This window comes from Nonomuraea sp. NPDC049028 (assembly GCF_043197735.1).
GTDB lineage: Bacteria > Actinomycetota > Actinomycetes > Streptosporangiales > Streptosporangiaceae > Nonomuraea.
Genome location: NZ_JBICTR010000006.1, coordinates 689,482 through 703,825, shown reverse-complemented (window position 1 = coordinate 703,825; position 14,344 = coordinate 689,482). Strand labels below are relative to the sequence as shown.

Annotated in this window: 11 protein-coding genes and 2 pseudogenes; 7 read left to right on the top strand and 6 right to left on the bottom strand. The window is 62.0% G+C overall.

What is annotated here, in order from left to right; translation table 11 throughout:
• Window positions 1-140: 140 nt before the first annotated feature.
• Together ACGFJ2_RS26575 and ACGFJ2_RS26570 are read left to right on the top strand one after the other, a co-directional pair.
• Window positions 141-518 carry a hypothetical protein gene (locus tag ACGFJ2_RS26575; RefSeq protein WP_393472512.1) on the top strand — a complete coding sequence of 126 codons (378 nt, stop codon included), beginning with the start codon at window positions 141-143 and terminating at the stop codon, window positions 516-518.
• Between the two features lie 963 nt (window positions 519-1,481).
• Entirely contained in the window at window positions 1,482-2,441 is a 960-nt protein-coding gene (locus ACGFJ2_RS26570) for an ankyrin repeat domain-containing protein (RefSeq protein ID WP_393472509.1), read from the top strand.
• 368 nt (window positions 2,442-2,809) lie between these two features.
• Here the strand turns inward: ACGFJ2_RS26570 and ACGFJ2_RS26565 are convergent, their stop codons facing one another.
• On the bottom strand, window positions 2,810-3,481 hold the full coding sequence (locus tag ACGFJ2_RS26565; protein WP_393472506.1) for a hypothetical protein: 672 nt from the start codon (window positions 3,479-3,481) through the stop codon (window positions 2,810-2,812).
• A gap of 528 nt (window positions 3,482-4,009) precedes the next feature.
• Here ACGFJ2_RS26565 and ACGFJ2_RS26560 point away from each other — a divergent pair.
• The gene (locus ACGFJ2_RS26560; protein ID WP_393472503.1) at window positions 4,010-4,585 is read left to right on the top strand and encodes a hypothetical protein; all 576 of its coding nucleotides are present in this window, start codon (window positions 4,010-4,012) and stop codon (window positions 4,583-4,585) included.
• 255 nt (window positions 4,586-4,840) lie between these two features.
• Window positions 4,841-5,458, top strand: coding sequence for a hypothetical protein (locus tag ACGFJ2_RS26555; protein ID WP_393472500.1), 618 nt, complete (start codon window positions 4,841-4,843; stop codon window positions 5,456-5,458).
• A 799-nt stretch (window positions 5,459-6,257) separates the two neighbouring features.
• Here the strand turns inward: ACGFJ2_RS26555 and ACGFJ2_RS26550 are convergent.
• The 3 genes and pseudogenes from ACGFJ2_RS26550 to ACGFJ2_RS26540 form a co-directional block, all read right to left on the bottom strand.
• Window positions 6,258-8,939 (bottom strand): hypothetical protein, encoded by a 2,682-nt coding sequence (locus ACGFJ2_RS26550; RefSeq protein ID WP_393472753.1) that lies wholly within the window; start codon window positions 8,937-8,939, stop codon window positions 6,258-6,260.
• A 3-nt stretch (window positions 8,940-8,942) separates the two neighbouring features.
• Window positions 8,943-9,143: pseudogene (locus ACGFJ2_RS26545) on the bottom strand (HNH endonuclease); the annotation flags it as partial.
• Between the two features lie 276 nt (window positions 9,144-9,419).
• A complete protein-coding gene (locus ACGFJ2_RS26540; protein ID WP_393472497.1) occupies window positions 9,420-9,758 on the bottom strand; it encodes a hypothetical protein in 339 nt (112 codons plus the stop codon).
• A 365-nt stretch (window positions 9,759-10,123) separates the two neighbouring features.
• On the opposite strand from ACGFJ2_RS26540, the gene ACGFJ2_RS26535 reads away from it, so the two are divergent.
• The 3 genes from ACGFJ2_RS26535 to ACGFJ2_RS26525 all read left to right on the top strand — a co-directional run bounded on the left by ACGFJ2_RS26535 (window position 10,124) and on the right by ACGFJ2_RS26525 (window position 13,033).
• On the top strand, window positions 10,124-11,290 hold the full coding sequence (locus ACGFJ2_RS26535; protein ID WP_393472494.1) for an ISAs1 family transposase: 1,167 nt from the start codon (window positions 10,124-10,126) through the stop codon (window positions 11,288-11,290).
• 111 nt (window positions 11,291-11,401) lie between these two features.
• Window positions 11,402-12,409 (top strand): IS630 family transposase, encoded by a 1,008-nt coding sequence (locus ACGFJ2_RS26530; RefSeq protein WP_393472491.1) that lies wholly within the window; start codon window positions 11,402-11,404, stop codon window positions 12,407-12,409.
• 111 nt (window positions 12,410-12,520) lie between these two features.
• A complete protein-coding gene (locus ACGFJ2_RS26525) occupies window positions 12,521-13,033 on the top strand; it encodes a signal peptidase II (RefSeq protein WP_393472489.1) in 513 nt (170 codons plus the stop codon).
• A 155-nt stretch (window positions 13,034-13,188) separates the two neighbouring features.
• On the opposite strand, the pseudogene ACGFJ2_RS26520 reads toward ACGFJ2_RS26525, so the two are convergent.
• Both ACGFJ2_RS26520 and ACGFJ2_RS26515 read right to left on the bottom strand, forming a co-directional pair.
• Window positions 13,189-13,350, bottom strand: a pseudogene (locus tag ACGFJ2_RS26520) (IS1380 family transposase); the annotation flags it as partial.
• Between the two features lie 63 nt (window positions 13,351-13,413).
• Entirely contained in the window at window positions 13,414-14,283 is an 870-nt protein-coding gene (locus ACGFJ2_RS26515; RefSeq protein ID WP_393472486.1) for a GntR family transcriptional regulator, read from the bottom strand.
• Between the last annotated feature and the right edge of the window lie 61 nt (window positions 14,284-14,344).

Here is a 14,344-nt window from a genome sequence, read left to right as displayed (position 1 = left end):
GGGCATGGCCAGGGCTCTACTCTCAACTTTAGTCCCCCTAAAGCGGGGCCCTTGAATAGACCCCCGCCTGCGGGACGAACGGTGCTGCAACACCACCCGCAGACGGGGGTCCAAAGCATCGAGAGCTTGGGGTGTCAACGATGCAGGACCAGATTATCGCCGGGCCTGGGAACGGCAAGAAAACGCAAGCCATGCTGTCCGCAGATCTCCTGCGCCAGACCCTCCAGACCGAGCACGGCATACAAGCAGACATCCACGTGGGATACGACCTCGCCCTGGTGTCGGTCTGGGTGGGGCTGGTGGTGTGGTGCGACGGTCACCGGTTCTGGTGGCGCACCGGCTGGGATCCCGAACGCAAGCGCCCCGTCTACGCCTGGCACCCGGCCATCGAACCTGGACGAGCCGCCCGCCGCATCGCCTTCCGGTACGCCGATCTACGCGCCGACCACCCGCTCTCCCAGGCGATCGGCGACCTGGGACACGCCGCCAGCGCCACCCTGGAAGAGAACGCGCCATGACGACGGCTGGGAGCACCATCGGCAGCCGAGTCAAGATCGTGGACATGCTCCACAGCCCAGCCAGGACACGAGCGTTCACATCATGGCTCCTTGGACATCGTGCCACGGTGGTGGGCATCCTACGTAATGGCACGCTGGCACTCGTGGAGCTCGACGGCGAGCCCGGCGGAGCACGACGCTGGCCCATCCACTGGGATGACCTGCTGGTTTACACCGTGGTCCGAGCCGGTGAACATCGAAGAGGGCTACCGGCTCGGGCTATCCGGCCTTGAACGAGGCGCCATTCAGCATGCCGTACAAGGTGACAGCGGAAGGAGCCTCTGCGGTGAGCCAGCACATCCGCTGCCGATCTGCGGATGGTCGTTGCCATTCTCGCCAGGGGCAGCTCGGGCCTGCCCCGCCTGTGTCCGCTTGGCAGTGGAGGCATCATAGGACCGTCCGCTTTTCAGGGGGAGCAATCACCCTGCTCGGGTGATCAGGGCCGCGGTCAGGAGCATGTAGACGGTGCCGCGCATGCGTCGGCGTGGGGGACTTTGCTGTCGACGCTGCTGTCACCTCAGCCATGGTCACCCGCCGACAAGGCCCTCCTCCGTCGGGCCTTGCCGGCGATCGCCCCAGCCCGTACGACGGGCACCGAAGTCCGCGATCGTCACGGCCTAAGCCACCGTGCCGCCTTCTGATCCGTAGCCAGTTCGAGGTCATCCACAGCCGTGCACGACTCTCCGATCACCCAGCTCGCGCATCACCGTGAGGGTTGGCCCGCCCACGAGCGTTCACGATTGTCCAAGGCCGTTGCTAGCATCAGCGTTAGCAAGATCATGACGTCTGGGTCACGGAACCCTTCCGAGGCAGGGCCCATTTGGACTGCTCATTCTCCGATGCCTCGCAAGGTGCCGACCAAAATGTCGGCCCTGTAGGTCATGATCAGTGACGCACGTGTCCCTGTGTCATCCAAGGAGTGTCATGGCTGCTACCGACGACGTCGGATGGTGGGTTGTCGGCTATGGCGGGTGGTCAGACCTCGACCTGATCCGTGACCGGCTCGCCGCGGGTGCTGATCCCAACTCCGGCGTGCGCATCTTTGACAAGCCGCTACACGTCGCGGCCGAGCAGGGATCGCCTGAAGTGGTCGCCGAGCTGGCTATGCGGGTCGACGACGTCGACACGGAACATCGAGGCCGTACCGCGCTCTGGATGGCCGTCTTCGAAGGCCGCGTAGACAACGCCCGAGCCCTTCTCGCCGCTGGAGCGGACCCGTGGCGCCTCATGATGGACGGCTGGTCCCCCGGCCGTCTCAGTCTGGCCGGCCCCACCCCCAACCTCTTCCCCGCCCCCTCTCCGGAGATCGGTCTATCCGAGGCGGAGGCCGCCGCAGCGGCGGAGGCCGCACGTCTGATCCCCGCGCTAGGAGACTTCTATCACGGCGGCCTGAGCCTGGCCTGCGTGGCCGGCGTCAGCGCGGCCGAGGCAACAGCGCGCCTGGAAGCCGCACCCGCCGACGACGTGGACATCGACGTTCTTTACGAGGCCTGGTGGAACATCCCGGACGCTGATCTGATCGTCGGCATCACGGACGTGCCCGGCGGTTGCGTCATCACCCAGCCCTGGGGTTACATCCCGTCCACGCCCGGCGTCGTTAAGCGCGTCTCACGGGGCACGGTCTGCTACAGCGTGTACTCCAATCCCAAAGGCGGCATCTTCGGGTACATCGCCCGAGACGGCGCGGTCGTAGCCTGGGAGCCGGACAGTGCCTACATGGTCGCCCCTGACGCCGTGGCCGACAAGATCCTCGCTGCCTACCTCTACCGCAACCACCCTGTAGCGTTTTGCTGCGCTGGCGCAGGGCTGCGTCTGATGGATGCCCGGCCGATCATCGCACCCGATACCTGGCTGCGCCTGCCCAAACAGGACTGCAACGCCTGACGTACGGACGTGATCTTCCCGTCACCGCGAAATCAGCCTCACTAAAGATCTATGTGACTGAAGCCTTGGAGACTTCGGACTCCTGACTTCCTGCTTGCAAACGGGAGCCAATCACCACCTGAACCCGGCGGTGCCCAGCTTAGAGGGCTGTTGGCGAGTGGCAGCGTGTGATCGTGTGAGACCTCGTTGCTGTACTTCTCTGCTGTACAGCATGCGGCAGGACCTCAGCCGTTCCATCCATAGCCAGCTCGTGATCGTCCTGATCCTTCCACGGCCGCGCCATGGCCTTCCCCCGCGATCTCTTCCTTGATCGCCTTCTTTGAGTGTTCGCCCATGCTCACTGAGTGCATGAGTACTGGTTAGCAAGATCATCCAAGGTGGGATGGATACCGGACTGTCTCGAGGTCCTCGGCAAGGTCCGCCAAGGTGAGCTCGGCGTTCAACGCGGTGACGACCGCCTGCGTCAGAGGGCGAAGAGCATAGACATGCCGTACCGCATCGAGATTCACACGGACTTCGTAGTAGTCCTCAGCGAACCGTTGGAACGCCTCTGGCTTCGGATCCGTGAGCAGCGCGAACAGGTGAGCTGATCCGTCAGGGTCGCTTTCACCGTCCGGATAGTCGATGTCGCCCACCCGCCATCCGTCGTCGCCGGCCTCGCGCCACAGACAGGCGGTCACGACCGGCATACCGTCCTCGTCGCAGAACGCGGGCTCCTCCACGAAGTGGCGGAAGACATCAGGAACTGAGTCGAGCACCCCCGGCCACGGCCCGTCGTTCCCGTATGGGCTCATTACCGCCTCATGATCGAAGCCGCGAATGTAAGCGCCACCTGCTGAGAAGACGATGGAGTATTCATCTCCAGAGCCGTTCTGCATCGAACCCATCTCCTCCGCCGGGCCCCAACTCGCGCTAAAGGAGTGGTAGCGGCTCTCCCAGTCATCCGGGCTCAGGATGGCCTCCAGCACCGCCATAGATTGGCAGAGATCGCGGAGGGCCAGGACGTCGGGCAACAGAGAGGCCACATCGCGAGCAGTCATGCACCCCATCCAACCGGACGCCAATGACATCTCACGGCACTCCGCTGTGGGGATAAGGACAACAAGTACTTCTCGAAGAGCGCTGTCTGAGACTTGGCCGGTGTCATCCGGCCCCGACCGCGGTTCGTCGACCAATACAGGCACGTCCCAGCTCCGTTCGCGTTGTCCCCCGTCGTAGATCTGGGTAATCTCCGACACGGGTTACGCCCATCTGCGGAAACAGCCCGATCACGCCGCTGAGCAGGGACTACGCCCATGACCGTCTCGCATCGCTTCTCACTGCTTTCGGCGATCCCACGGAACAACGGCGAACACCGCGCCTCATGGACGGGGGCCACGCCTGGCTGGCTCTTATGTTCATCAGGCGCAGGCGGCCCAGCTCCCCATAGAACCCCTCTCTGTCTCCGTCCCTCGTTCTCCCGTTCGGCACCCACGGCCCCTCCCGCCGCGAAAGCAGTTGATCAATCGCTCTTCCCTCGGGGCCCACGACGGCGCGGGACGACGGCTTCCGCCCGTAGCATTCCCCTTGTGACGGCAGCCGAGGACTTCTACACCTTCTGCAGGACGGTCAAGGCCCGTTCGCAGGAACATCACCAAGCCATGGAAATCGCGCTGGAGCGGGGCTGGTGGGCGATTGCTGGCAGCGTGCTGCGCATGGAGCTCGACTCCATGATCCGCGTCATCTACCTGCTGCACAGTCCGGATACGCGGGACCGTATTTTGGCATCCTGCGTTACCGGCAACGGATTTAAGGACGGCCGAAACCGTATCCCTGATCGACAAATGATCAGCGTCGCTACCGGTGACAACCACTGGGTAAATGCCGTGTATAGGTTCGGAAACAAGTTCGTGCATCTAACCGACGCGCACGACTACGCAGACGTAGATCCGTGCCAGGCCTACGACCAAAAAGATGAGGTTGTCAATTACCTCAACCGATACCACGGCGGCAAGCTGCCTGGTCAGCCGCTGGGCGCCAGCTCCACATTGCCGGACATCGCCGCGTACGCCCCGCTTGTGCTGGACAAGATCACCTCGAACTTACTCGGGTACCTCGAGCGTCTCCGCGAAGAGGTGGCTCCTCTCAATGAAGGGCTGGCGTGAGGGCCGAGAGGACTCAAGCCCCTAATCTTAATCCGTAGGGCAGGGCAGACGTCTCCTCGGCACTCTTTCGTCCTGACGAAGCGGCGACCATGACCCTCATCACCCTGCGGCAAGCCTCCGTCCGCTTCACCTTCCCCTACGCCGCTCTGGAGCGGCCGGTAAGCTGAACGACACCTTGGCTAGCGCGTGGAACGACGACAGCGTCTCGGCCGAAATGGGTTGATGCGCTGATCGTTTGTGGTCCACACTCGTGCTATGGAATGGGAAAGACCCTCCACCGCTCGATCCTCGCCCGATCCCAAAAGCGATCTTTTCTCTCGCGCCGGGGACGACACTATAACTACAGCCTTTCCGGGCTGGTATCGATCTTCCGAAGATCCATGGTACGGATACGTAGAGGGCTACCGTCTCGCCGCCGATGCCATCCTTCAACGTGTCGAGGAGACTGGTCTTGATCAGGACAGCTTGGTGTTTCCGTTCCTGATGTGCTGGCGTCACCACGTCGAGCTCCAACTCAAGTCCTTGATCACCTTGATGCAGAGAGGGCTACGCGCACCGGTGAATGTCCCCTCACATCACAAGATTGACCGACTCTGGCGCGATACCGTCGTCCTGCTCGACCAGGTAACGGCGTTCGACGAAGACAAGGCGATAAGCCACGCGGAACGTCTCATTCTCCAACTCCATGAGACAGACCCAACGGCCCAAGAGTCCCGTTACCCAATGACCACTAAGGGCGCACCCACGCTTGAGAGCATCGTATACTTCGACATGCGCATCTTTCACAGTGGGATGCAGGAGGTGGCCAACTTCCTTTCTGGGACACACGTGGGGCTCAGCGAACACTTCAAGGTGCGCAGGGATTACGGCTAAGAGCGTTTAAGAGCGTTGCTGCTGGAGATAGAGGCCGGAATAATGATCGATCGGGTGTCTTTGCTACTCATCCGCTGTGGGCAGGGGTAGCGCAGGGGTGAACTATCGACCGTCCGCTTTTCAGGCGGAGCAATCACCCTGCTCGCCTGAACGAGGCCGCGGTCAGGCGGGTACAGACGGTGGCGCAGACGCGTCTGGATGTGGGGACGTTGCTGTCAGCGCTGCTGTCACCTCAGCCATGGTCACCCGGTGGCAAGGCCCGACGAAGGAGGGCCTTGCCGGCGATCGCCCCAGCCCCTATGGCGGGCACCGAAGTGTGCGATCGTCACGGCCTCAGCCACCACGCCGCCTTCTGATCCGTAGTCTGATCACGGCCATCCACCGGTGTCCTCATCATCCCGCCGCCCTGGTCGACGGCCACTCGCACAGCCCGCCAGTCCACACATATCCACGTCCGTGCGGGCCCGTTGTTAGGAACCGTGTTAGCACGACGTCGTGATCAGTCATCCTGCCCGATGACAAGCGGACCCGCACCGCAGGACCCCCAGGCCCGAGGAGCGGAAGCCACGCGGCAGCAAAACAGCTCCGCATTAGGAGAGTGAGAGCAGAATGATTCGGCTATCTGGCCCGCCCGCTGAAATGCGCCTCTGAGCTCGTATGACAAGTGCGATCATCCCGCACATGTCCCGCGGCCAGCCCGCTGATCAAAGTGTCCTCGTCAGATAGATGCGAAGCAGACCTAAACCGTAGGACCACCAACGCCACACCAACGCCTGAGCACCGGAAGCGATCTACAGGCCTACTCTGGTGGGCACACATCGGCCCATCCCCATCGGGGAGAAGGCGCTTCGTCCGGCTCGCGACCATATGGAAAGGTTTTAACGAGCGCCGGTTGCTCCTGTAGCGCCAACTCATACCATCCTTCGTTAGCACACCTTCTAAGAAATCTGTCCACGGACTTTGTTGCTCCAGAGGCGCGGAATTCCTCGAGAAGGAAGACTTGGTGCGCCTTCTCCCAGGCGTCGATCTTGATAGACGCCTCATGAGCCTGATCAAGGAGTCGTTGAATAGCATCGGCGGCCTCCAAAGACCTCAAGGTCTCCAGCATCATTGCCACATCCAACGGAGTCCTATATATTGCAGATACTTCGGGAAGGAGTCCGAGGATGTATTCGATTTCCGCATAGAAGTTCAAATTTTGTAGAACGTTCATGAGATTCGCTACATCCGCGCCGTCGCCCAGCTCGATATTCTGGAGCGGGCGTCGTGATTGGATTCGAGAAAGCAGTGCGTGATCTCCCCTCTGGGAGAGGGTACTCAGAAAATATGTTGCGGCATGAGTAGCTCCGAGAGGCACGTTGACAAGTACTTCTTCATCAATCAAGTGCTCCTTCAAGCCGTAAGTACGCACGCTGTCCATGAAAACAATTGCATCCGCAACGCTGATCGGATCGCTAACATCCACTGCCTCATGTACGCGATCCGTCAAACGCTGAGCATCGTCCTCTCTCTCAAGCCTAAGAAGGATCTTGCATATCTCCAGCAGTGCTCTCGGATCGGCTATGGGAAGAAGCTCGACAACCCCCCTTTCGAGGAATTTCGTTGCCGAATCACGATCGTCTACGTATTCGCACCAGTCAAGGAATCCATAGACGCTTTCGACGTCTAGAATATTCGACTCGGCAATCAGCCTTTTGACGAATGCCTCCAAGGGTGCGGAAAGGGCGAGGCTTTTCATTCCGACTAGAACTGCACCAACGCCTACAGGGGAATCCACGATTGCTTCTTTGGCGATACGTGAAGCTATTAGGTCAGCCAGATCAAGCCGATCGGGCTCCCTGAGATAGCTGAGGAGAACGCCCGCGTGCAGCAGGCTATCGATCTGTACATGTTGCAGTGAATCAACGGCGAACTGTCGGCCATGCGTTGAGAACATTTCCGGCCTGGACAATTCGCGGATAATGGCCCCGATGTCGGATAGCTTGGCCTGAGTCAAACCGGTTCTAGGCAAACGAGCCAACAATTTCTGAATAACGTCGTCTTGATTGTATTCTCTCGCTTCCTCCAAGAAATTTCCGACCGAACGCAAATCGGACATGTCGATATGTGCCACTACCCAGTCTGCGGCGCGCGAGATGTCGGTGGGGTCGCAGAACTTCATCGCGCCGAGAAGACCGGGGTTATTGTACGAGCCCTGAGCGGCCGATCTCGCGTGAAGCATCGCGCTGTATCGGTAAAGCCCTCTGATCCAGGCGAACTCTGCCACCTGTCCCAGGTCTGAGGGATCGCGCGAGTGCTCGCAAAGAGCCTCCCATAGCTCTGCAGGCCCGAGCTGGGAACTGCGCACTCCTAGATAGTGTTGCACGATGAAATCGCTCGGCACATAGAGCTCTCTCGAGGATCCCGATCTCATTCTATGGGAGTTGATGGCACTCAATGTGTTGCGAACGTCAGTGCGCGAGCTGTCCTCTCGATAACCGCGAGAAAGATCCCTTAGTGAGCTAACAGCCCAATCGTCCTCACCCGGGCGCTCTCGAGGGCTCATGTAGCCATCAGCAGCCTTGGCAAGAAATTCCCTGGAGAGTGATTTTCCGTATCCAATTCGTTTTGCATCTATTGCTGCGTATATGAGCGCCTTCTCGTGGGGGCGAAAAGATGAGCCATCGTTGATTCTACTGATCAGCTCTGGTCCGCCTGTGAGGTGCTGTATTATCTGGCCATAGCTTCTTCCGGCCTTAAGGGCCATAGAGATCCTAGTATCCGATTTAGCGAGCGCCTCAATAGAGTCCATCTCATTACTGGTAAATGATGATGGCACGCCAATGATGGTCGTATAGCGGGATTCGAGTAGTCTGCGAATCTGGGCGTTAATGTCAGGTAGTCGACCTCGGGCCATGAGTTCATTTAGATAGGGCACTCGCCATATGGTTCCTAGGACCATCAAGTTTCGCGAGTTAGATAGCACTCTGATCAACGCAGTCGCGATCTCGCTACGCCTCTCGTCCGAGAAAAAGACCTGAGCCTCATCCAGCCAGATGATCACATTTTCTTGCAATGGAGACTGTAGCGTTTCGAGAAGAGTGCATGAGTCATCCGGTCTGTGAACATTCCACTCCTGGAGTAGTGAATGTGTTGCCTCGAAGAGAGCACGGGTCTTACCTGTGGTCGAGGATCCCGCGACTAGTATCAGCTTTGATGCACCCTCGGCCTTATTTCTCTCCATCTCTATCCATAGCGCCGTGTCGTGATCTCTGTGGAAATATGGCGTGAGAGCGTCCCGCTCACCTCGGCTTCCCCTATCGAGAACCAAGCTTTGCTGCACACCAAGATCTCGTGGGTTAAGATCACCGAATATTGACGGGGTAGCGGTTTGCGTTGCCCTATCTCCCCGAATCCGTGTGGCGATCGTTTCTTCGTGAGACCGCTTCATCGTGATTAGCTCTTCAACAGTGAAGCCAATTCCGTGATCTTCGTCAATCACAGCGTGGTGGGTTGGACAAAGTAGGATCAGATTCTCATATGAATCCCGTTCACTGGCAGGCATCGAGGGATTCCCTCGTGGGCCGTTATCTTCACGAGCGACGATATGAGCTTCCTCGCCAAGCACTATATGATGACTTAGGTCACTGGACGACTTATTAAGCGTATAAGTCAACTCTTGTACGCAATTCTTGAAGGCGCACATGTTTGCGCTGCGTGCCCAGAGGAGCTTTCTTGTGCGCTGTGTGATTGCCATATTTCGCTGTTCGGTAGGAGGGTACAGGCATTAGCCTGGCACGAGGACGCTGGTGCAATTGTGACCCAGAGCGCCCGGCCAGGGAAGAGGCTCGAACGCCGGTGTCGGCGCGTGAGCGGTGCTGGGCGCGACCGGCCGAAGAGCCGCAGCGCGCCCAGCACCGCCTGACGCACGCCGACCGCCGCAGGCGGGCGGCCTTGAACCAGTAAAGAAACTATGAGCCACTCAGACCTGTGCTGTCAGACCTGTGCTGTCGGGTCTCATGCCCCACACAGACACCTCAACAGTGACCTTGAGATTGCCGAGCGCGTCAGCCCTGATTAGCTCCTCCATGAGTGCCTCCTGAGAGAGGCCGGGTGGCCCATAGTGGGCGTACCACTTCTGACCATCGATCGTGGAGACGGAGATGCGTTGCTCATCGTCGATAAGAGTCGCTTCGCGTACCTTGCCTTCACGCGTTTTCTGAAGAATGAACGAGATATCACGCTTGACTCTTGGCCTAGAAGGGCTGCGCCCCAATAAGGGATTGACCACGGCACCTCTTTCGTTCGGCTGGTCACCCATGCGATGCACCTTCGTCGCAAAACGACGAGGATTGCACTGAGACCGTCTAGGAAGGCCAAAAGTATCCCACGGCTGGCAGTGACAACTAGTGGCTCGTCTCGCATCGTTGACCGAGTAATCGACGTACCGCCCGGCGGCCAGCAGACTATCTCCAGTGATCGATCTTGGAGGTGGTCGTGGGGCAAGGCCGTTGCGTTCTCGGCTGGTGAGACTGCTGCACCCCTGGGTCGAGTGGCCGAGTAAGGGCGCCCCGGTGCGGAGATGACAAACGCGACCCCTGATGATCGGCGGTGTCTAGCCAGTCGATCAAGAACAGGGGCCGCGTTCGCGTGCCATCATCCCCGATCGACGTGCTCTGTCGCCACTTGGAGCACGTCACCCTCACCGACCCGGCCATCGACCTGCCCACTCTGGCCGCGGTACTGGACACCGTGCCCGACCCCCGCAGCCGCAGAGGACGCCGCTACCGGCTCGGACCACTCCTCGCCTTAACCCTCCTCGCCGTCCTCAGCGGAGCGACATCACTGGCGCAGCTCGCCAGGTTCATCGCCGGGTACGACCCCGGACTGCGCATCCAACTCGGCCTTCCGGCCACCACGCGACCGGCCGCCTCCATCCTGGGACGGCTGCTGGCCCGCCTGGACGGCGACGCCTTCGACGCCGTGACCTGCGGCTACCTCGCCGCGCTGGCCGCCTGCCGGCCACCCGAACAGGCAACATCCACCGAACAGGCGACATCCACCCGAACGCCCCTGCTCGGCCTAGCCGTGGACGGCAAGACCCTGCGCGGCAGCCGCACCCGCGACGGCGTAGTCCACCTGCTGGCCGCCATCCGCCACGACACTCAAACCGTCCTGGCCCAACGCCAGATCGAGGCCAAGAGCAACGAGATCCCCGCCTTCACACCCCTGCTGCGCAGCCTGGACCTGACCGGCGTGGTGATCACCGCCGACGCCCTGCACACCCAGCACGACCACGCCCAGCAGATCATCGCGGCCGGCGGCCACTACCTCTTCGTCGTCAAGGGCAACCAGCCCACGCTCCTGCGCAGGCTCAAGGCCCTACCCTGGCGCGAGGCCATCCTCAACGACCGCACCGACGAGACCGGCCACGGCCGCCGCGAGATCCGCCGCATGAAGATCTGCACCGTCCGGCCCGGCCTGCCCTTTCCCCACGCCGCCCAGGCCATCCAGGTCAAACGCCGCCGTACCGACCGCAGGACCGGCAAGACCACCATCGTCACGATCTACGCGATCACGAGCCTGCCACCAGGCCGGATCACCCACACTCAGCTCGCCGCATTGATCCGCGGCCACTGGAGCATCGAAGCCCTGCACCACATCCGCGACGTCACCTACCGCGAAGACGCCTCCCGCGTCCGCACCGGCACCGCACCCCGCATCATGGCCAGCCTGCGCAACCTGGCCATCGGCCTGGCCCGCCTGCTCGGCTGGACCAACATCGCCTCCGCCGCCGACTACTACCGCAGCCACCCAGCCGATGGCATGCACCTACTCGGTCTCACGACCTGAGAACGCTTCGGCCCTGGGTCGTGGGGCGTCGACCGAGTGTGTTCGTCCGGCCGGTCAGCATGGAGGAGGGCCGCAGGCTGCAGCGGGTCAGCCCGGACGTCGAAGGATCCGGTGCGGCTGCGGCGGGCGATCGTGGTGCTAATGTCCGCCCAGGGCCAGACGGCAAAGGACATCACCTCGCTGATGCAGGTCAGCGAGGACTACGTCCGCGACGTGATCCACGCGTTCAACGAGCGGGGGTTCGACGCCCTGGACCCAAAATGGAGCGGGGGACGCCCGAAGGGGATCAGTGAGCGGGTGCGTGAGCACATCCGTCTGATCGCCCTGACGTCCCCCGCCGACTGGGGCATCACCGGCTTCGCCACCTGGAGCCTGGCCAAGCTCGCCGACCACCTGACCGAACGGCTCGTGGTCCCCCGCATCAGCCGTGAAACGCTCCGGCGGATCCTGCGCGAGGGCAAGGTCTCCTGGCAGACCACGACCACCTGGAAAGCCTCCACCGACCCGGACTTCATCGCCAAGATGAACCGGATCCTGGCCTTATACGACACCCCGCCCACCGACTGCCGGGTGATATCCGTCGATGAGTTCGGCCCGCTGAACCTCCAGCCGCGCAAAGGCAAGGCCTGGCGCCCGGCCGGCAGGCCCCGCCGCCTGCGGGCGATCTACAACCGTTACGGCGGGGTGATGCACATGCTCGCCGCCCTCGACCTGGCCACCGGCAAGATCTACTACCGGATCCGCAAGCGCAAACGGTGGCGCGAGTTCCTCGGCCTGCTCAAGGCCCTGCGAGAGCGCTGGCCTGGGGAGAAGCTCTACATCGTGCTCGACAACTTCTCCCCGCACCGGCACGCCGAGGTACGCGCCTGGGCCGCCGACAACGACGTCGAACTGGTCTTCCTGCCGACCTACGGATCCTGGCTGAACTGGATCGAATCCGAGTTCGCAGCCCTGCGCTACTTCGCGCTGAACGGCACCGATCATCGCACCCACGACGAGCAGAACGCCGCCATCGCCGCCTACATCCGCTGGCGGAACAGCCGAGCCGAGCCGAAGACCCGCTTCGCGCCCGAGTCATCGATCCGTCAGTGGACCGAATACCCGGCCAAGGCTGCCTGACAATCCACGAGCTCAGCCGATTGCCCCACGGCGGCAACGTGCACCTTGCCACGGCGAAGGGGCCGATAGTCTCAGGGAATCTTGGTTCGGATATCGCTACGCACGGAGGCCATGATGATGCGGTTGGCGCGGGGTTCAAGCCGACTGTACGGCGTGATGCTCATACTGGCGGCGGTAGTCCTGCTCGCGGACCAGCTCACCAAACTGTGGGCGGTCTCCGCGCTGTCCGACAGCGAGCGCGTCGCCGTGATCCCGCCTCTGATCTACTTCCGGCTGCTGTACAACCCTGGCGCCGCGTTCTCCATAGGCATCGAGGCGACATGGGTGTTCACCCTGGCAACGGCAGCGGCAATGGTCGGCATTCTCTACACCGCACGCCGACTGGCCTCGGCGGGCTGGGCGCTCGTGCTGGGCGTGCTGCTCGGCGGTGCGGTATCCCACCTGGGCGACCGACTCTTCCGCGAGCCCGGCCTGGGCCGCGGGCATGTTGTGGACTTCATCGACTACGGCCCGTTCGTGGGTAACGTCGCCGACATCGCGCTCGTCTGCGGGTGCGCTGGGTTGGTGCTGCTCAGCCTGCGTGGTGTGCAACTCGCTAAGGTGCCGGGCGAAGAATCCGCCTAGCCTCCCTGTTTCGCTTCGAGTGGCTGAGCCGGTCTGAGCTGGTGTGCAGTGGTGGTTCGGTTGCTTTTCGTCGGCAGGCATGGCCGTGGCCCGACGCGCGGGTCGGGTTCTCCAGGGTTCCTCGGGTGGTGGGCGGGCAGGGGCGCTGTCATGCTTCAGGTGGCTGGCCGGGGCATGGCTGTGAGGCCTACGAATGCGCTGGTCAGCTCGTTTCGCCAGGGCCAGGTTGCGGAGATGCGCAGATGGAAGCGGCGACCGCCCCGGGTGATGCGAGCGGCTGCAGGCAGCAGCCGGTAGCGGAGCTTCTTCGGTTCGGCGAGATAGTCTGCTGGCCGCCGGGCGGCACGTCGATTACTTGGTCAACGAAGCGAGACGAGCCACTAGATCACGAGGTCTATGCCGTTGTCGCTGAGTTCCTGCGGGGTGAAGTCGGCTTCGGCGTTGTCGGCGAGTTCGCGGTGGTAGCCGATCTCGTAGCGGTTGGCGGGTGCTTTGACCTCGGTGACTTCGATGGGGTGGCCGTTGGGGTGGGCCATGGTGCGGCGGATGATGAGGACGGCTTCGGCGTAGTCCATGCCGAGTGCGGTGCGTTCGTCTTCGTAGGCGATGCGTGCGGTGGTGAGGGTCATCCATCGGACGGGGCCGTGTTCGCGGATGAGTGACTGGTAGAAGGAGCCGGGGCGCTTGCGGTATTGGGCGTGGCGCTTGGGGTCGTCCCAGTCGGGGAGCAGGTCGGCGTTGGTGTAGGAGTTGATCTCCAGGCGGGCCGATGCGCCGTGGATGGCGGCGGTGTGGCCTCGGTGCCACATGCTGCGGCGGTGGATGACTGGGTGGCCGGGGCGGACGCTGAGCATGATCGCGACGTCGCGGTTGGCGGTGGTCTTCTCGCCGGTGAACAGCGGGGCGTCCTGGTCGCGTGGGGCGAGGTCCCAGCCGAAGGCTTGGACGTCCGGGTGGTTGCCGGGGGTGGCGAGGTCGGGCCGGTCTCGGTCGGTGATGAGGATGGTGCGACGTTCGGGCATAGGGCGGACGAAGGAGCCACGTCCGCGCATGACGTAGGCCAGCCCTTCGGAGACGAGGGTGTCGATGGCCTTACGGACGGTGGGGCGGGAGACGTCGTACTTCCTGACGAGTTCGGGTTCGCTGGGCAGTGCGCCGCCGGGGGGATAGCGCCCGTCCAGAATGGCGGCTCGTAGGTCGGTGGCGATGACGCGCCAGCGGGCGTCTTTGTCGTAGGTGCTGGTCTCCATGGTGCGCCTTCCTCGGTAAATCCTCAGGACTACTTGTACTACAGGTTGACCAGCAAGCACC

What these genes read in the sequence shown, in the direction of transcription:
- ACGFJ2_RS26575 (WP_393472512.1), top strand. Translation starts at nt 141, where the DNA reads ATGCAGGACCAGATTATCGCCGGGCCTGGGAACGGCAAGAAAACGCAA.
- ACGFJ2_RS26570 (WP_393472509.1), top strand. Translation starts at nt 1,482, where the DNA reads ATGGCTGCTACCGACGACGTCGGATGGTGGGTTGTCGGCTATGGCGGG.
- ACGFJ2_RS26565 (WP_393472506.1), bottom strand. Translation starts at nt 3,481, where the DNA reads ATGACTGCTCGCGATGTGGCCTCTCTGTTGCCCGACGTCCTGGCCCTC.
- ACGFJ2_RS26555 (WP_393472500.1), top strand. Translation starts at nt 4,841, where the DNA reads ATGGAATGGGAAAGACCCTCCACCGCTCGATCCTCGCCCGATCCCAAA.
- ACGFJ2_RS26540 (WP_393472497.1), bottom strand. Translation starts at nt 9,758, where the DNA reads ATGGGTGACCAGCCGAACGAAAGAGGTGCCGTGGTCAATCCCTTATTG.
- ACGFJ2_RS26525 (WP_393472489.1), top strand. Translation starts at nt 12,521, where the DNA reads ATGATGATGCGGTTGGCGCGGGGTTCAAGCCGACTGTACGGCGTGATG.
- ACGFJ2_RS26515 (WP_393472486.1), bottom strand. Translation starts at nt 14,283, where the DNA reads ATGGAGACCAGCACCTACGACAAAGACGCCCGCTGGCGCGTCATCGCC.